We start from the raw sequence: 17861 nt of genomic DNA on the forward strand, positions 1-17861 counted from the left end.
CAATGCCACGCCGATGGAGACCAAATAACGTGCCGAACCAGCGTCCTGATGGCGTCACCCCGTCGCAAACCGTCGGCCCCTATTTCAAGTACGGCCTGACGCCGAATGGCGAATATCGGTGGAATGACGCCTTCACCAATAATTTGCTGACGCCTGACGTCTCGGGCGAGCGCATTCGCGTCGAGGGCAAGGTCTATGACGGCGACGGCGCCGCGGTCGTGGACTGCATGCTGGAGATCTGGCAGGCCGACGCGCAGGGCCGCTTCTGCGATCCGCAGGACAAGCGCGCGCTGCCGAACTCGTCCTTCAAGGGCTTCGGCCGCGTTGGCACCGACAAGACCGGCGGCTATGCCTTCGACACCATCAAGCCGGGCTCGGTGCCCGATCCCGACGGCAAGCCGCAGGCGCCGCACATCCTGCTCGCAGTGTTCGCGCGCGGCATGCTGTTGCATCTCTACACGCGCATTTACTTCGATGACGAAGCGTCAAATGCGGCCGATCCTGTTCTCGCCCAAGTGCCGGCCGATCGCCGCGCGACCCTGATCGCGAAGAAGGCTACGGGCAGCGTCTACACGCTCGACATCCATCTGCAGGGCGACAACGAGACCGTGTTCTTCGACGTCTAGTCGTCGGCCGTAAGCCTGCCACCGCGCGCCGACAAGAGCGCGCTGATCCCATCGTCCGCATCACTGCCCGGATCTTGCTGAGGCCTTCGCCGCGCCAGGTTTCGGTTGACTATGCACATCCAATTATATAATATATAGGTTATATAACGAAGGTGACATTAACTGTGCCCAACCTCGATGCCGCTTTTTCAGCACTCGCCGACCCCACTCGCCGCGCGATCCTGGCCCGGCTCGCGCTGGGCGAGGCGACCGTGATGGAGCTGGTCGAGCCGTTCGACCTGACCCAGCCCGCGATCTCCCGGCACCTCAAGGTGCTCGAGGGCGCCGGCCTGATCTTGCGCCGGGTCGAGGGCACCAAACGGCCGTGCCGGCTCGCGCCGGCGGCGGTTGCCGAAATCGATCAGTGGCTCGCAATGCTGCGGCGGGCGCTGGAATCCAACTACGACCGGCTGGACGGTGTGCTGGCCGCGATGAAGCCCGAACAGTGAAGGACAAGTGATGAGCAAGCTGACGCTGACCACCGAAGGCGATCGCCACATCGTCGTGACCAGGCGCTTCGCGGCGCCGCCCGAGGCCGTCTACCGCGCGCATACCGAGCCGAAGCTGCTGCAGACATGGCTGCTCGGGCCGGAAGGCTGGACCATGCCGGTCTGCATCAGCGAGCCGCGGCCCGGCGGCAAGATCCGCTACGAGTGGACCGACGGCAAGGGCGGCGGCTTCCATCTCACCGGCGAATATCTCGAGCTCGAGCCGTTCAGCCGCATCGTCCATGTTGCGCGCATGCATCTGCCCGATCCGACGCCCGACAATCATGTCGAGACGCGCTTTGCCGCCGACGGCAGCGGCACGCTGATGGCGATGCGGATGACGCTGCCCGATGCAGAAACCCGTGCGGCGATGCTCGCCAGCGGCATGGAGCGCGGCATGGAAGCCAGCTATGCTCGGCTCGACAGCATGGGCTGAGACTTCCGCAATCGGGGGACAATGCGCGATCGCTTCCTCACCGGCCTGATCGGCTATCCGATCGCGCACTCCGCCGCCCCGGCCATGCACGAGCAGGCCGCAGCAGTGCTCGGATTGCATTGCCATTATCAGCTGATCGAGGTGCCGGGCGCTGCGCGCGACGATCTGCGCGCGATGCTCGACGGCATCAGGCGGCTCGGTTTCGCCGGGGTCAACGTCACGTTTCCCTACAAGGAAGCCGTCGGCGATCTGCTGGATGAGTTGTCGGCGGATGCGCGCGCGATCGGCGCTGTGAACACCATCGTCGTCGATGGCGCGCGGCTGGTCGGACACAACACCGACGCCACGGGCTTTGCACGCGCGGTCAAGCCGCTGCTTCCCGCCGCGCCTGATGCCGCGATCGCGCTGATCGGCGCCGGCGGCGTCGGCAAGGCGATCGCCTTCGCGCTGGTCGGGCTTGGTGCACGCGAGCTGCGCATCTTCGATGCGGATGCTGCCAAGGCTGCGCAGCTTGCGCACCAGTTGCAGGATCGTGGTGCGGTGCGTGCCGCCAGCGTCGCGGCGGCGGTCGAAGGCGCGGCCGGGCTGGTCAACGCAACGCCGGTCGGCATGCTGCCGAGCCGCGACACGCCGGTGCCGGACGCACTGCTGCATCCGGCGATGTGGGTCGCCGACGCCGTCTACACGCCGCTCTGGACCCCGCTGCTGACGGCTGCGAAGGCCAAAGGCGCCGAGGTCATGACCGGACGCGATCTCGCGATCGGGGCCGCGGCGGATGCATTCGCGCTGTTCACCAGCAAGACGGCGCCTCACGCCGTAATGGGAAATGCGTTCGACGCGGTGATGGCGGCGCGCTACGCTGCCTCCGCTTGAGGACGCGGAGAGAATCCCAATGACAACAATCAGGATCGGTCTGGTCGGCTGCGGCTTCGTGTCGGAGCTGCATATGTATGCCTATCGGCGCGTCTATGGCGTCGACGTCGCGGTCAAGGCAGTCGCGGCGCGGGGCGACCACGTCGTCGAATTCGCCCGCAAGCACCAGATCTCGACCGCCTATCGCAGTTTTGCCGAGCTCGTCGCCGACCGCGATCTCGACGTCATCGACATCTGCACGCCGCCGAATCTGCACGCTGCGATGATCGTCGAAGCGATGCAGGCCGGCAAGCACGTGATCTGCGAAAAGCCGTTCAGCGGCTATTTCGGCCGCGACGGCGACACGGCGCCGATCGGCAAGACCGTGCCGAAAGCGCTGATGTATCAGCGCGTGATGGAGGAGATGGCGACGACCCGCGCTGCCATCGAGAAGACCGGCAGGCTGTTCATGTATGCCGAGGACTGGATCTACGCGCCGGCGGTGACCAAGACCGCGGAGATCATCCGTGCCACCAAGGACAAGATCCTGTTCATGAAGGGCGAGGAGAGCCATTCCGGCTCGCACGCCGCGCATGCCGCGGAGTGGGCGATGACCGGCGGCGGCTCGCTGATCCGGATGGGCTGCCATCCGCTGTCGGCGGTGCTCTGGCTCAAGCAGGTCGAGGCCCGCGCGCGCGGCGAAACCATCACCGTCGCCAGCGTCACCTGCGACGTCGGCAATGTCACCGCCAGCCTCAAGCCGGACGAGCGTGCCTTCATCAAGGCCAGGCCGGTCGATGTCGAGGACTGGGGCACGCTGACCGCGACCTTCTCCGACGGCACCAAGGCCACGGTGTTCTCCGGCGACATGATCATGGGCGGCGTGCGCAACCTGATCGAGACCTATACGAGCGGCGGCTCGCTGTTCGCCAACATCACGCCGAACACGCATCTGACCAGCTACCAGACCTCGGAGGAGAAGCTCGCCTCCGTCTACATCACCGAGAAGGTCGACCGTAAAACCGGCTGGCAGTTCGTCTGCCTCGAGGAGGAATGGACCCGCGGCTATCTGCAGGAGATCCAGGACTTCATGGAATGCGTCGCCACCGGCCGTCAGCCGCTCGCCGACCTTTCGCTGGCGTATGAGACGACCAGGGTGAACTACGCGGGCTATTGGGCGGCGGATGAAGGGAGACGGGTGGTGTTGTAGACATTTGCATTGCGATTGATCGGACACCGGAGCAGCAGCGTGATTGCCGTGGTTTCACCGACATCTATGTCAGCCCCGTCATCCTGAGGTGCGAGCCTTGCAATGCAATTGCGCAGCTGGGCGGGCCTCGAAGGATGGATCGGCTAGAACTGGGGCCGTGCATCCTTCGAGGCTCGCCGAAGAGGCTCGCACCTCAGGATGACGGGGCTGATTCCCAACACGACGCAGCAAGCGGTCGAGCCCTACGCCGCGTACACCGATCCCTTCGGCAGCGGGAATACCGGGTCCTGCGTCCGGATGTTGGTCGGCCACACCACGGAGATGCGCTCGCCGGCGTTCTGCATCACGACGGGGGTCGAGCGCTCGTTCTGGCCGGCGAGCGGCGTGCCCGGCCGATAGAATTTCACGCCATAGCCCTGGATGGTGCCGCCTGCGGGGATATCGACGTCGAGCGCGGCCTTGCGGATCGCCTCGGGGTCGAAGCCGCCGTATTTTTCCTTGGCGACAGGCAGCACGTTGTTGAGCAGGATCCAGGTCTGGTTGAAGCCCATCGAGCAGTGCGGCGGCACCTCGGTCGCCTTGGTCTTCTCGCGATAGCGCGCGACCATCACCTTGGTGAGATCGCCGACCCCGGGCGCCAGCTTGGCCGGATCGAGCAGCTGTGCCGGCACCGGATCGATGTTGCAGAAATTGTCGATATCGGCACCAAACGTCTCGCGCAGCTTGTCGAGCTGGCTGTAGCCGGCACCAGCGCCGAACAGCATCTTGAACTTCAGCCCGCTCTCGCGCGCCTGGCGCAGGAACAGGGTGATGTCCGGGTTGTAGCCGGCATGCGAGATCACGTCGGCCTTGGCGCGCTTCAGCTTGGTGACGAGTACCGACAGGTCGGGCGCGGAGGCGGAATAGCCTTCCTTGAGCACGATCTGCAGCCCGGCCTCCTTGGCGAAGGCTTCGTCGGCTGCCGCGACGCCGACGCCATAGGGGCCGTCCTCGTGGATGAGCGCCGCCTTGACGTCCTTCGGGTCCATGCCGAGCTTGGCCTTGGCGTGCTCGGCGATGAAGCTGGCAAAGGCCTGGCCGTATTGGTCGGAATGGATCTGCGCACGGAACACGTATTGCAGGTTCTTGTCCTTGAACACGGCGGTGGAGACTGCGGTCGTGATCCACAGGATGCGCTTCTGCTGCTCGACCTTGGCGGCCAGCGGCACCGCATGAGAGCTTGCGAACACGCCGTTGAGGATATCGACCTTCTCCTGATCGATCAGGCGGTTGGCCTCGTTGATGGCGACATCGGGCTTGCTCTGGGAATCGACGTTGACCGGCGCCACCTTGTACTTGCCGCCGACGCCGCCCTTCTCGTTGACGAGATCAATGGCAATCTGGGTGCCGATCGAGGAGGCGACCGACCCGCCGGCGGCGAACGGGCCGGTGAGGTCGTAGATCACGCCGATGCGCACCGTCTCGGCCTGCGCCTGCGCGCGTGTCCAATCGAAACTGAAAGCAGCGGCGGCAGCCGCGGATGTCTTGAGCAGCGTCCTGCGTGACGTCGGCATCGCGTCCTCCCCTGAAGCCCGCCCTTTGTGACGGATTGTGATTTTTTCGGGAGTATTGGGAGCGGGCGGGCGAAAGTCAACGCGGCTCGCAGGCGCCGCGGCTCGCTCCTTGGTAGGGGGAGTGTCACGACTGTCGTCGCCGTCATTCCGGGGCGCGCCTCTTGGCGCGAGCCCGGAATCCACTGGGCCGCAGATTTGATGGATGAATGGATTCCGGGCTCTCGCTTCGCGAGCCCCGGAATGACGGGGAGATTACTCCATCACCGCGGCATGATCCGGCGGTGCCTGCTGCGAGCGCAGCGCGGCCTTGGTCGAGCCGATCATGATCGCGAGCGGGATCGAGATCAGGATGAACAGCATCACCAGCTGGTAGTCGTGCGAGAAGGCGATGATCTGCGCCTGCGCCGCCACCATCTTGTCGGCCATGGCGCGGCCGGCGTCGGTGCTGAGGTTGATCATCCTGGAGACGTCGGGCATCTGCAGCGCGTGGTTGAACGGGTTGATCTGCTCCGACAGCTTGGCGTAGATCCGCCGCGAGCCCTCGGTGAGCTGCGCGATCACGATCGAGATGCCGACCGAGCTCGCGACGTTGCGCAGCAGCGTCAGCATCGAGGTGCCGTCGGTGCGCAGATGGCCCGGCAGTGTCATGAACGACACCGTCGACAGCGGCACGAACACGAGGCCGAAGCCGAAGCCCTGGATCACGCTGACGACGACGATCTCGGTCGCCTGGGTCATGTCGGTCCAGCCGGTCATCTGGAACAGCGAGGCCGCGGTCAGCGCCAGGCCGGAGATGATCAGCGTGCGCGCCTCGAAATAGCGCATCATGCGGCCGACCAGCATCATCGCCACGAAGGTGCCGATGCCGCGGCTCGCCAGCAAAAGACCGGCGGTGATAATCGGATAGCCGATCACGTTCTGCAGGTAAGGCGAGGACAGCGCCATGGTCGAATACAGCACGAGGCCCATCACCGTCATGAACACGCAGCCGCCGAGGAAATTGCGGTCCTTGAATAGCGCGAACTGGATGAACGGCCGGTCGGTGGTCAGCGAATGGGCGAAGAAGAAATAGGCGCCGACCGCCGCGACGATGAACTCGATCATGATCTCGTTGGATTCCAGCCAGCCGAGCTGCTCGCCGCGGTCGAGCGCGAGCTGCAGCGCGCCGATCGAGACGGCCAGCGCGCTGAAGCCGAACCAGTCGAAGCGCAGATTGAGGTCCTGCTTGGTCTCGTCCATGAAGACGGCAAGGCCGAGCACGGTGATGGCGCCGAACGGCAGGTTGACGAAGAACACCCAGTGCCAGGAATAGGTTTCGGTCAGCCAGGCGCCGAGCGAGGGCCCCATAATGGGGCCCATCATCACGCCCATGCCCCAGATCGACATCGCCTTGGCGCGCTCGTGCAGCGCATAGGAGTCGAGCATTACGGCCTGCGACAGCGGCACCAGCGCCGCGCCGAACACGCCCTGCAGCAGGCGGAACAGCACCATCTGGTTGATGTCCTGCGCGAGGCCGCAGAGCACCGAGGCGATGGTGAAGCCGGCCGAGCAGATGATGAAGATGCGCTTGCGGCCGAAGCGGTTGGCGACCCAACCGACCGGCGCGGTCATGATCGCGGCCGCGACGATGTAGGAGGTCAGCACCCAGTTGATCTGGTCCTGCGAGGCCGACAGCGAACCCTGCATGTAGGGCAGCGCGACGTTGGCGATGGTGGTGTCGAGCGCCTGCATGATCGTCGCCGTCATGGCGCAGATCGTCACCATGTTCCGGCGCAGGCCGGGGACGGCGGAGGGTGACGGTGCGTTCATTCAGTTAGTCCTGTTCAAGCGACGGGAATCACCTCTCCCGCTTGCGGGGGAGGTCGGCGCGTAGCGCCGGGTGGGGCTCTTTCCACCGAACGATTCGTGGAGGGAGCCTCCGCCCCGACCCTCCCCGCAAGCGGGAGAGGGGGCGCACTGTCTTTGCGGTCGCTGGCTCGATCGATTTTCACCCGTCAGTCCTGATGCGCCGCCGCCGGCGACAGCCCGAGCAGGCCGGCCAGCGTGCGGCGGTGCTTGGTGTCGATCGTGGCGTAGACGCTCATGCCCGCTTTCAGCTTCTTCACGAACGGATCGCTCTCGTCGAAGTAGATGCGGACCGGCACGCGCTGCACCACCTTGACGAAGTTGCCGGTGGCGTTCTGCGGCGGCAGGATCGCGAACTGCGCGCCGGTGCCGGGCGAGAGCGAGCCGACCTTGCCCTTGAACACGTGGTTGGGGAAGGCGTCGACGTCGAGCGTCACCTCCTGGCCGACCGCGACATAGGTGAAGTCGCTCTCCTTCGGATTGGCGTCGACCCAGGGATGATCGACGTCGATCACCGAGAACACCGGCGAGCCGGCTGAGACGAAGCGGCCGAGCTGGATCTGGTCGACCTGGGTGGCGACGCCGTCGATCGGCGCTCGCAGTACGGTGTTGTCGAGGTTGCGCTGGGCGTCGTCGAGCTTGGCCTTGGCCTGGGCGTAGGGCGGGAACTGCTCGATCGGCAGGTCGATGTCGCCGAGCAACTGGGTCTTGTCCTTGGAGATCTGCTGCTTGATGTATTGCGCGAGACTCTCGGCCGTCACCTGCGCGTTGGCGGCATTGTCGAGGTCGAGCTGCGAGCCGAAATTCTGCTTGGCCAGCGTCGACTTGCGGTCGACGTCGCGCTTCTTCAACTCGATGCTCTGCTGGGCGAATTCGAGCATCTTGGTGTTGATTTTGATGTTGTCGACCAGATTGTCATAGGTGGTCCTGGTCTGGTCGAGCGCCGCCTTGGCCTGCGCGAGCGCGAGGCGGAACGGCACCGGGTCGATCTCGAACAGCTCGTCGCCCTTCTTGACGTGCTGGCCTTCCCTGACGATGACCTTGTCGATCTTGCCGGAGATCTCCGGCGTGATCAGCACCTTCTGCGCGCCGACATAGGCGTCGTCGGTGCCGACATAGCGGCCACCATTGAGATAGAACACGACGCCGCCGATCGCGGCGATCGTCGGCAGCACGACCAGCAGCAGCACCCGGCGATAGCGCCGCAGTCCCGCCATCAGGCGGCGGCGCGGCGCGCGGCTGGCCTTGCCCGCCGGCGCCGGCGTGTCGGGATTGCTCTTCTGCTCCGGCGCCAGTTTGAGGGCGGGTTCAGCCATAGCGCTGTTCCTTTCGGGAGGGCTCGCCGGCCGGGCTTTGGATGGCATTGCGAACGTTTTCCTTGATCTGTTCCAGTTGCGTGAGCAGGCGATGCGCATCCGCGGGATTGATGCCCTCGAGCGCGGTCGTCGTGAGTTCGGAGCGGAGGCCGGCCAGCTTGCCAAGCAGCGGGCGGGCGGCCTTCTTCAGATAGAGGCGGTTGACGCGACGGTCGTTCTCGTCGCTGCGGCGCTCGATCCAGCCATTGTCGCAGAGCTTGTCGATCAGCCGGGTCAGCGTGATCGGCTGCATCTCGAGCAGCTCGGCGAGCTCGGTCTGCTTCATGCCCTCGCTGCGCTCGACCTTGGCCAGCACCGCCCATTGCGCGCGGGTGATGCCGTAGCGCGCCGCCTCTTTGTCGGCGTAGACGCGGATCAGGCGGAACAGCTCGCCAAGCGTAAACATGAAGTTCGCGTCCACCGGACCGCGCATGGGCCTGCCTCCATAAGCTTGGAATATTATAAGCTTGCTTATGATTACTTCATGCCCGGTTAACGGGGAGCTGCCCCGCCCTCCGCACATGGCTGCGGAACGACCAGCGCGGCGCGGGCTTTGGGAACAGACGCAAAAATGCTACATATCGAGCCAATGAGCCTCGCCAAGCCGACATTTCCTGCCCCCGACCACGATCACGGCCGCTGCGCCGCGGACGCGATGGTGCATGCCGAGCAGGTCTGCGCGCGCCGGGCGCAGAAGTTCACCCCGATCCGCCGCCAGGTGCTGCAGGCGCTGCTGTCCAGCCACCGCCCGCTCGGCGCCTATGAGGTGATCGATGAACTCGCCAAGTCGATGCCGCGGCCGGCACCGATTACCGTCTACCGCGCGCTCGACTTCCTGATGGAGAACGGCCTCGTCCACCGCATCGAGAGCCGCAACGCCTTCCTCGCCTGCGCGCACGACCATGACGAAACCTCGATGGTGGCCTTCCTGATCTGCGACCATTGCGGCTCGGTCGGCGAGATCCCGGCGGCGCCGGTTGCGCAAAGCCTCACCGCTGCGGCGCGCGCCTCGGGCTTCATCCCAAAACTCTCCGTCGTCGAGATCGCCGGCACCTGCGCGCATTGCGCGAAGGCGTGATGGACTCTCCCTGCCGTCTTGGAGTCACCTCGTCCCGTTTGTGGGGAGAGGTCGAAATTCGCGGTAGCGAATTTCGGGTGAGGGGGAGTCTCCACGCGCGAACATCTATCGAATTTGCGGAGACGGCCCCTCACCCCTCCCTCTCCCCGCAAGAGCGGGGAGAGGGAGTCGAACCATCGAATAAAACAACACGCCGATAGAACCGGCCGCGAGGAAACATGTCGACCCAAGCGATATCAGCCAATGCTGCAAGGCCCGTCAGCGTCGGGCACGGCCTGCCGCCGGGCGCCATCGCCATCATGCTGATGCTGTGCGTGAGCTGGGGCTTCAACCAGCTTGCAGTCAAGCTGGCGCTGCCCGACGTGCCGCCGATGCTGCAGGCGATGATCCGCTCGGCCGGCGCGCTGCCGGTGATGCTGATCGTCGGCTGGCTGCGCGGCGTGCAATTCTTCAAGCGCGACGGTTCGCTGGTCCCCGGCATCGTCGCGGGGCTGATGTTCGGGCTCGAGTTCGTGCTGATCTTCTCCGGTCTCGTCTTCACCTCGGCGTCGCGCGCGTCGGTGTTCCTCTACACCGCGCCGTTCTTCGTCGCGCTCGGCTCGCACCAGTTCCTCGGCGAGCGCCTCTCCACTGTGCAGTGGAGCGGGCTGGCGCTGAGCTTCGCCGGCGTCGCGCTCGCGATCGGCGTGCCGCAGCCCAATGTCGACGCCAAGGTGCTGCTCGGCGACCTCCTCGTGGTCGGCGGCGGCGCGCTGTGGGCGGCGACCACGCTGGTCGCCAAGGGCACGCGCCTGCGCAACGCAGCACCGGAAAAGGCGCTCGGCTACCAGGTCGCGATCTCGATCCCGATCCTGGGCCTCGCCTCCTGGATCGCCGGCGAGCGCATCGATCATGTCCCGAGCGCACTGTCGATCTCGCTGCTGGCCTATCAGGCCGTCTGGGTGGTCGGCTGCACCTTTGTGATCTGGTTCGCGATGGTGAAGACCTATTCGGCGAGCAAGCTGTCCGCTTTCACCTTCGTCACCCCACTGTTCGGCGTCGTCGCGGCTTATTTCATCATGCACGACACGCTCACCCCGGTGTTCGGTATCGCCGCATTGCTGGTGATCGCCGGTCTCTATCTCGTCAACAAGCCCGATCCCAAGGTGACGCCGGACCCGAACGTGCCGGCGTGACATTCTCTGTCATTCCGGGGCTCGCAAAGCGAGAGCCCGGAATCCATTGGGCCGCATCATGCGCAGAGGAATGGATTCCGGGCTCGTGCTTCGCACGCCCCGGAATGACGGCGGGGAAAAAGTGTCGCTGTGCGAAAAATCACGCCGGCGGCACATTCTATCCCCGGTCGATCGGCAACGACTCGTCCTTGGCCCATTCGCCCATCGAGCCGTCATAGAGCGTGAGGTTGTCGTAGCCGAGCCGATGCAACTGGAACAGGTCGATGGTCGCCGAGATGCCGCCGCCGCAATAGGCGACGACGCGCTTGTCTTTCGTGATGCCCTGCGCGGCGAACGTCGCTTCGGCATCCGCCAGCGATACGAACGTCTTGTCCTTGGGATCGATCAAACTTGCCGCCGGCACGCTGACGCTGCCGGGAATGCGGCCGGGCCTCCCGTAGCGGCTCGGCTCCAGCCCCTTGTAGAACTGCGGGCCGAGCGCGTTGACGATCACGGTGTTGGCCTCGGCGGTGGCGGCGAGCACGTCGTGCTTGCCGACGAACAGGCCGTTCCGCGGCCGTGCGGAAAAGGTCGCGGGCGGATAGCCGCCGGCGAGGCCGGTCTCGATGTCGCGGCCCTCGGCGGTCCATTTGTCGATGCCGCCGTCGAGCACGGCGGCGCCGTCGAAGCCGAGCGAACGCAGCATCCACCAGAACCGCGTCGCCCACATCGCGGTGCCGATCGAATACAGCACCACGCGGCTGTTCGCCGATATGCCATGGCGGCCGAACGCGGCCTCGAGCTGGCCGACCTCGGGCATCATGAAGCGCAGTTCCGTGCGGGGATCGGAGAACTCGGCCTGCAGATCGAGGAAATTGGCGCCCGGGATGTGCCCGGCCTCGAACGTCTGGCGGCCCGAGACGACAATATAGGGAACACCGCTGCCGGCGGGCGCCGGCTCCAGATAAGCCGTGCAGTCGAACAGCCGGAGCTCGGGGCGGGTGAGGATGTCGGCGAGTTCCGCCGTGGAGATCAGCTCGCTATGGCCGGCCATGTCGCGTCCTCCCTCGGTGCCCTTAATGCTAAGATGCGCCAGATCACATGAAAAGCTGCGACCTTGCCCTTTGATTCACCCCGATCCGGTCCAATATAGCTGGCCATGCAGACCGCCGCTGCATGGCTTGCCTTTGGCCGCAATCGGCGGCATAAGCTGTTGAATTCACTTCGGAACATGACCGTTCGCCCGCCTGGCGCGGAGCCGCCGCCCCTTTGGCCCCCTTGGTGACTGTCACCAAAACCTGATATTCGAGACGCCATGAACAAGCCCGAGATTTTGCCGCAAGACGACGTCGCCGGCCCCGCGCCGCGGCACCAAACCACGCAGGTCATGGTCGGCAACGTTGCCGTCGGCGGCGGCGCGCCGATCGTCGTGCAGTCGATGACCAACACCGACACCGCCGATATCCAGGGCACCATCGCCCAGGTCGCGGCGCTGACCCGCGCTGGCTCCGAGATGGTGCGCATCACCGTCGACCGCGAGGAGGCCGCCGCAGCCGTCCCGCATATCCGCGACGGCCTGCGCAAGATCGGCATCACGACGCCCTTGATCGGCGACTTCCACTATATCGGCCACAAGCTGCTCGCCGAATATCCTGCCTGCGCCGAGGCGCTCGACAAGTACCGCATCAATCCGGGCAATGTCGGCTTCAAGAACAAGCGCGACACCCAGTTCGCCGACATCATCGAGATCGCCAACAAGAACGACAAGCCGGTGCGCATCGGCGCCAATTGGGGCTCGCTCGACCAGGAGCTGCTCACCAAGCTGATGGACGAGAACACGGCGTCGCCGAACCCGCGCGATGCGCGTGCAGTGACGCGCGAGGCCATGGTGCAGTCGGCGCTGCTGTCCGCCGCGCGGGCGCAAGAGCTCGGCATGCCCAAGAACAAGATGATCCTGTCGGCGAAGGTTTCCGCCGTGCAGGATCTGATCGCGGTGTATCAGGAGCTGGCGCGCCGCTCGGACTACGCGATCCATCTTGGCCTGACCGAAGCCGGCATGGGCTCAAAGGGCATCGTGGCTTCCTCGGCCGCGCTCGGCATCCTTCTGCAGCAGGGCATCGGCGACACCATCCGCATCTCGCTGACGCCGGAGCCCGGCGGCGATCGCACGCTGGAAGTGCAGGTCGCGCAGGAATTGCTGCAGACCATGGGCTTCCGCACCTTCGTACCGCTGGTGGCGGCCTGCCCGGGCTGCGGCCGCACCACCTCGACCACGTTCCAGGAATTGGCGCGCTCGATCCAGGATTTCATCCGCGACGAGATGCCGGCCTGGAAGACCAAGTATCCGGGCGTCGAGCAGCTCAACGTCGCGGTGATGGGCTGCATCGTCAACGGCCCCGGCGAATCCAAGCACGCCAATATCGGCATCTCCTTGCCCGGCACCGGCGAAGCGCCGGCCGCGCCTGTGTTCGTCGACGGCAAGAAGTTCCGCACCCTGCGGGGCCCCGGCATTGCCGCCGACTTCAAGGCGCTGGTGATCGACTACATCGACCAGCGCTACGGCAACGGCGCCAAGCTGCCGGAGCAGGCGGGAGCGGCGGAGTAGTTTCACTCCGCTCTTAACTCACACGCAACCGTCGTCCCTGCGAAAGCAGGGACCCATAACCACAGGCGATGGTTGTGGCGCGAGATGTGGCTGCGAGTCATCGCAAAACACTGTCCTGTGGTTATGGGTCCCGGATCTGCGCTCCGCTTGTCCGGGACGACGGGTATGTTTGCGGCCCGGATTGCGCTTCGCTCCATCCGGGCTACGATGCTCCCAATCAAGAACGATCGGGAGACCGCCCATGAGCTCACTGTCCGGCAAGCAGGGCCCGCGCTATCGCCACGTCGCCGACTCCACCGAGCCCTATGAGACCATCGGGGTCGAGAAGCTGACGCCGATCATCGGTGCGGAAATTTCCGGCGTCGATATTGCCCGGCTGGTCGACGACGAGGCCCGCTCGAACCGCCAGATGGATGAGATCCATCGCGCCCTCGCCGAAAATCTCGTCATCTTCTTCCGCGACCAGCACATCACGCCGCAACAGCACCTCGCCTTTGGCCGCAAGTTCGGCGAATTGCATGTGCATCCCGCCGCGCCGAATGAAGGCGATCCGGCGCTGATGAAGATCTACGCCGACAAGGATTCGCCGCGCGCCAATGGCGAAGGCTGGCACACCGACGTGTCCTGCGATCTCGAGCCGCCGATGGGCTCGATCCTTTATATCAAGCAGTGCCCGCCGCGCGGCGGCGACACGCTGTTCGCCAACATGTACGCGGCCTATGAGGCGCTGTCGGACCGCATGAAGGCCTATCTCGACGGGCTAACCGCGCTGCATGACGGCGAGCAGACCTATCGCGGGCTCTATGCCAATTACGGTGTCGCCGACAAACGGGAATATCCCCGCGCCGAGCATCCGGTCGTGCGCACCCATCCGGTGACCGGCAAGAAGGCGCTCTACGTCAACCGCGGCTTCACCCGCTTCATCGTCGGCATCCCGCGCGACGAGGGCGATGCGATGCTGGCCTATCTCTACCAGCATGCCGAGAACCCATTGTTCCAATGCCGCTTCCGCTGGACCGAGAACGCGATCGCGTTCTGGGACAACCGCTGCGCCCAGCACCGTGCAATGTGGGATTACTGGCCGCATACGCGGTCAGGGACGCGCGTGACCGTGAAGGGCGAACGGCCGGTGTGAGACGTCGAGGAGGGCGGGTATCGCGTCGCTCCACCCTCCGACGAATTGAAAAAATAACATCGGGAGATCGCCCATGCTTCGCGCCGAAGACAACAGGTTCCTCACCGAAGCAGGTGCCGGAACGGGCATGGGCGAATTGCTGCGCCGGTTCTGGATCCCGGTGCTGCTGTCGGAAGAGCTCCCCAAGCCGGACAGCGACCCGAAGAAGATCGTGGTCATGGGCGAGGAGCTGCTCGCCTTCCGCGATTCACGCGGCGTGGTCGGCGTCATCGACCAGTACTGCCCGCATCGCGGCGCCAATCTCTGGCTCGGCCGCAACGAGGAATGCGGCATCCGCTGCGTCTATCACGGCTGGAAGTTCGACACCGATGGGCGCTGCGTCGACATGCCGACCTCGTATCCGGACCTCAATGCAAAGGACCTGATCCGCATCAAGTCCTATCCGGTGCGCGAATGGGGCGACATGATCTGGGCCTATATGGGCCCCGCCGATCAGATGCCGGAATTGCCGGCGCTGGAGATGGCGCTGCTGCCGGCCTCGCACCGCTTCGTCACCAAGAAGTGGCAGGACTGCAACTGGGTGCAGGCCGTGGAAGGCTCGATCGACACCGCGCATTTCACCTTCGCGCATCTCTCCTTCGAGAAGGAGGAGAACGAAATCCTCGACATCAAGAAGCATTTCGTGAACCCGCTGACGTCGACGAAAACTATGTGCCGCTGCGCAACAAGGCGAACGATTATCTGATCGACCGTAAGCTGCAGCGGACCAAAAGCTATACCGGCATCAAGGGCGTCTCCGAGCAAGACGCCGCGGTGCAGGACAGCCAGGGCCCGATCGCCGACCGCAGCCGCGAGCATCTCGGCCCGACCGATCTCGGCATCATGCATTTCCGCAAGCTGGTGATGGATGCCGCCCGCGCGCTGCAAAACGGCGAGGCGCCGCCGCATGTCGCGCACCAGGACCGCTACACCGTGCGCTCCGGCGCCTGCGTCACCAGCAAGAGCAAGGACCTCACCGCCGTCATGATCGAGCGCTTCGGCGATCCCGCGGGGTTCGTCGGTGGCCCAGGACAGAACGCGGCGGCGGAGTAGGCCCCGCGGTCGTCCCAGCGACAGCAGCGGCCTCTAACCATGAAGTCGAAGCAGCATCCCGCCACCGCTGTCATCGCCCGGTCCATGTGCGCAATTGCGCACAGGCCGGGCGATGACAGTGTAGGTGGGGACGCAGTTCATTCACCATGTCGTCCCGGCGAAAGCCGGGACCATAGCCACCGCTGAACGTTGTTGCTGCTCGCTGGGACCCCAGCCTTTCGCCAAACTTGCGGCTGTGGCTATGGGTCCCGGGTCGCGCTTCGCTTGCCCAGGACGACAGAAAGCTACAGCGGAATCCTGTGATACTCGCGGTTGGCGAGGCTCGCTTCCTCCAGATCGAGGTCACGCTCGATGCGTCGCCGGGTCTCGTCGGTGATCTTGCCGTCGCGCAGCAGGGTGTGGATGAACTTGCGTTCGGCGGCGATCAGCTCGCGCGTCAGCTCGGTGCCGGTTGCGGAGACGTCGTGGCGGTTGGGATCGAGCGCGTCGGGCAGCTGGTTGAAGCGGATCTCGTGCCGCGAGCGCAGCAGCTTGACGACCTCGTCGGACAGCTCGCGGTCGTCGGTGATGGCGTCGAGCGATTTCAGCGCGGCGTTGAGCGCCTCGCGCCGCGCCGCGATCTCCTGCTCGTGCTCGGCGAAGTACTCGCTGCGGCCTTCTCTGGTAAGGCCGAGCCAGCGGACCACCGGCGGCAGTCCGAGGCCGAGTCCGACCAGGGTCACGAAGATCACGCCGAAGGCGACGAACAGGATCAGGTCACGATAGGGGAAGGCGTCGCCGCTCGGCAGTGTCAGCGGCAGCGCCAGCGCGGCGGCGAGCGACACCGCGCCGCGCACGCCGGTGAAGGCGACCACGAACACCGCGCGCCACGACGGCAGCGGGTCCTTGTCGCGCACACTGCGGCTGATCCAGCGCGGCAGATAGGTGCCGGGAAACACCCAGAGGAAGCGCGCGACGATCACGATCACGGCGACCAGCGCGGTGGCTTGCAGGATGTCATGCAGCGGGAACGCCTTCGACTTTTCGTATAGCGAGCGCATCTGGAAGCCGGTGAGCAGGAACAGCAGGCCTTCGATCAGATAGATGATCAAGTCCCAGAAGAAGATGCCCTGCAGACGCGTCGCCGCCGAGATCAGCAGCGGCCCGTTCCAGCTCATATAGAGCCCGCAGGCGACCGTCGCGATCACGCCGCTGCCGCCGAAATGCTCGGGGATCCAGTAGGCGAGATACGGCGTGATCAGTGACAGCGTGATCTCGACCTGCGGATCCCTGGCGCGGCGGCGGGCGCGCAGGCTGAGCCAGCCGACCAGCGTGCCGAACAGGATCTCGCCGGCGACGATGACGAGGAACGTGCCGGTCGCCCTCGGCAGCGAGAACAGTCCCGTGGTGATCGCCGCCAGCGCGAAGCGATAGAGGATCAGCGCCGTCGCGTCATTGGCGAGGCCTTCGCCCTCGAGCACGACAAGGATGCGGCGGGGCATGCCGAGCCTGCGTGCGATCGCCAGCGGTGCGACCACGTCGGGCGGTGCGACGATCGCGCCGAGCAGGAAGCCGATGCCCCAGGGCAGACCGATCAGATAGTGGGTCGCGGTCGCGACCATGAAGGCGGTGAAAATCACACAGCCGACCGACAAGAGGATGATCGGCCGCAGGTTGGCCTTGAACTCGCGCCAGCTCATCGCGACGCTCGCCGAATAGATCAGCGGCGGCAGCACCACCAGCAGCACCAGCTCGGGCGGCAGTTCGAGCGACGGCATGCCCGGCACGAAGGCGAGCACGATGCCGACCAGCAGCAGCAGGATCGCGGGGGCAATGTCGGTCCGGCGCGCCACCAGGGCGGTCCCCGCCAGCACGCCGAGCAGGGTGAGAAAGATCTGAAATTTGGCTTCCATGACGGTCAATTCGCCCGGAAACCCGCCTCAGTCAATGTCGTCCGGCGATGGCCGGACCACAGGGCATGTCACCCGATCGTCGCGGGACGCCCCGTGGCGCCGCGCGATCAGTCCTTGAGGTCGTAGCGGTAGGATTTCGAGACGATCTGCCAGCCGTCGGCGAGCTTCATCGCCACCAGATAATCGGTGAAATAGCGCGGCGGCAGCTGGCAGCGTACCTTGATGAAGGCGGTGTTGTCGTCGGAACGGTCGATGGTGACGATGAAGTCCTCGCGCGCCTTGCCTTCCGCCTTGCCCGACGGCCGCTTGCGCACCCAGGCGAGCCAGTCCGGCACGGTCAGGATCTTGAGTTCGCCTTTCTCCACCCAGCGCAGGTCGGCGGACGGATGGAACGCCGTGGCGAGCTTGTCGGCGTCGCCCTCGTAGAGGCCGTCAAAATAGGTCTGCACGACGCTTTCGACGCTGGATCGAGCTTGGCTCATTGGTGGGTCCTCCCGGCAG

The 17861-nt window shown here is 65.3% G+C and carries 18 protein-coding genes; 11 read left to right on the forward strand and 7 right to left on the reverse strand.

Features of this window, described 5'->3' with window-relative positions; translation table 11 throughout:
* Nucleotides 1–2 precede the first annotated feature (2 nt).
* The 5 genes from pcaG (at nucleotide 3) to J6500_RS27375 (ending at nucleotide 3651) form a co-directional block, all read left to right on the forward strand.
* Nucleotides 3–626, forward strand: a complete 624-nt coding sequence (gene pcaG, locus J6500_RS27355; protein WP_225715809.1) for a protocatechuate 3,4-dioxygenase subunit alpha — start codon at nucleotides 3–5, stop codon at nucleotides 624–626.
* Nucleotides 627–790: 164 nt separating this feature from the next.
* Complete coding sequence (locus J6500_RS27360; protein ID WP_225715810.1) at nucleotides 791–1114, forward strand: ArsR/SmtB family transcription factor; 324 nt, start codon at nucleotides 791–793, stop codon at nucleotides 1112–1114.
* Nucleotides 1115–1124: 10 nt separating this feature from the next.
* On the forward strand, nucleotides 1125–1589 hold the full coding sequence (locus J6500_RS27365; RefSeq protein ID WP_225715811.1) for an SRPBCC domain-containing protein: 465 nt from the start codon (nucleotides 1125–1127) through the stop codon (nucleotides 1587–1589).
* A gap of 21 nt (nucleotides 1590–1610) precedes the next feature.
* On the forward strand, nucleotides 1611–2462 hold the full coding sequence (locus J6500_RS27370; RefSeq protein ID WP_225715812.1) for a shikimate dehydrogenase: 852 nt from the start codon (nucleotides 1611–1613) through the stop codon (nucleotides 2460–2462).
* A gap of 19 nt (nucleotides 2463–2481) precedes the next feature.
* A complete protein-coding gene (locus J6500_RS27375) occupies nucleotides 2482–3651 on the forward strand; it encodes a Gfo/Idh/MocA family protein (protein ID WP_225715813.1) in 1170 nt (389 codons plus the stop codon).
* A gap of 242 nt (nucleotides 3652–3893) precedes the next feature.
* Here the strand turns inward: J6500_RS27375 and J6500_RS27380 are convergent, their stop codons facing one another.
* The 4 genes from J6500_RS27380 to J6500_RS27395 form a co-directional block, all read right to left on the reverse strand.
* Nucleotides 3894–5204 (reverse strand): ABC transporter substrate-binding protein, encoded by a 1311-nt coding sequence (locus J6500_RS27380; RefSeq protein ID WP_225715814.1) that lies wholly within the window; start codon nucleotides 5202–5204, stop codon nucleotides 3894–3896.
* Nucleotides 5205–5456: 252 nt separating this feature from the next.
* Nucleotides 5457–7013, reverse strand: coding sequence for an MDR family MFS transporter (locus tag J6500_RS27385; protein WP_225715815.1), 1557 nt, complete (start codon nucleotides 7011–7013; stop codon nucleotides 5457–5459).
* Nucleotides 7014–7198: 185 nt separating this feature from the next.
* Complete coding sequence (locus J6500_RS27390) at nucleotides 7199–8365, reverse strand: HlyD family secretion protein (RefSeq protein ID WP_225715816.1); 1167 nt, start codon at nucleotides 8363–8365, stop codon at nucleotides 7199–7201.
* A complete protein-coding gene (locus tag J6500_RS27395) occupies nucleotides 8358–8837 on the reverse strand; it encodes a MarR family winged helix-turn-helix transcriptional regulator (RefSeq protein WP_225715817.1) in 480 nt (159 codons plus the stop codon). The genes J6500_RS27390 and J6500_RS27395 overlap by 8 nt, the downstream gene beginning before the upstream one ends.
* Before the next feature lie 156 nt (nucleotides 8838–8993).
* Between J6500_RS27395 and J6500_RS27400 the strand changes: the two genes are divergently transcribed.
* Nucleotides 8994–9482 (forward strand): Fur family transcriptional regulator, encoded by a 489-nt coding sequence (locus J6500_RS27400; protein WP_225715818.1) that lies wholly within the window; start codon nucleotides 8994–8996, stop codon nucleotides 9480–9482.
* 218 nt (nucleotides 9483–9700) lie between these two features.
* Nucleotides 9701–10657 carry a DMT family transporter gene (locus J6500_RS27405; protein ID WP_225715819.1) on the forward strand — a complete coding sequence of 319 codons (957 nt, stop codon included), beginning with the start codon at nucleotides 9701–9703 and terminating at the stop codon, nucleotides 10655–10657.
* Between the two features lie 157 nt (nucleotides 10658–10814).
* Here the strand turns inward: J6500_RS27405 and J6500_RS27410 are convergent, their stop codons facing one another.
* Nucleotides 10815–11690, reverse strand: coding sequence for a sulfurtransferase (locus J6500_RS27410; RefSeq protein WP_225715820.1), 876 nt, complete (start codon nucleotides 11688–11690; stop codon nucleotides 10815–10817).
* Between the two features lie 261 nt (nucleotides 11691–11951).
* Here J6500_RS27410 and ispG point away from each other — a divergent pair, with 261 nt between their 5' ends.
* The 4 genes from ispG (at nucleotide 11952) to J6500_RS27430 (ending at nucleotide 15468) form a co-directional block, all read left to right on the forward strand.
* Nucleotides 11952–13241, forward strand: a complete 1290-nt coding sequence (gene ispG / locus J6500_RS27415) for a flavodoxin-dependent (E)-4-hydroxy-3-methylbut-2-enyl-diphosphate synthase (protein WP_225715821.1) — start codon at nucleotides 11952–11954, stop codon at nucleotides 13239–13241.
* A 241-nt stretch (nucleotides 13242–13482) separates the two neighbouring features.
* On the forward strand, nucleotides 13483–14376 hold the full coding sequence (locus tag J6500_RS27420; protein WP_225715822.1) for a TauD/TfdA dioxygenase family protein: 894 nt from the start codon (nucleotides 13483–13485) through the stop codon (nucleotides 14374–14376).
* Between the two features lie 73 nt (nucleotides 14377–14449).
* Complete coding sequence (locus J6500_RS27425) at nucleotides 14450–15121, forward strand: Rieske 2Fe-2S domain-containing protein (protein ID WP_225715823.1); 672 nt, start codon at nucleotides 14450–14452, stop codon at nucleotides 15119–15121.
* Entirely contained in the window at nucleotides 15088–15468 is a 381-nt protein-coding gene (locus J6500_RS27430) for a hypothetical protein (RefSeq protein WP_225715824.1), read from the forward strand. Before J6500_RS27425 ends, J6500_RS27430 begins: the two co-directional genes overlap by 34 nt.
* 284 nt (nucleotides 15469–15752) lie before the next feature.
* Here the strand turns inward: J6500_RS27430 and J6500_RS27435 are convergent, their stop codons facing one another.
* Nucleotides 15753–17360 (reverse strand): Na+/H+ antiporter, encoded by a 1608-nt coding sequence (locus J6500_RS27435; RefSeq protein WP_225715825.1) that lies wholly within the window; start codon nucleotides 17358–17360, stop codon nucleotides 15753–15755.
* 107 nt (nucleotides 17361–17467) lie between these two features.
* The gene (locus tag J6500_RS27440; RefSeq protein WP_225715826.1) at nucleotides 17468–17842 is read right to left on the reverse strand and encodes a nuclear transport factor 2 family protein; all 375 of its coding nucleotides are present in this window, start codon (nucleotides 17840–17842) and stop codon (nucleotides 17468–17470) included.
* Nucleotides 17843–17861 lie beyond the last annotated feature (19 nt).

Source organism: Bradyrhizobium semiaridum (genome assembly GCF_020329505.1).
GTDB classification, from domain to species: Bacteria; Pseudomonadota; Alphaproteobacteria; order Rhizobiales; family Xanthobacteraceae; genus Bradyrhizobium; species Bradyrhizobium semiaridum.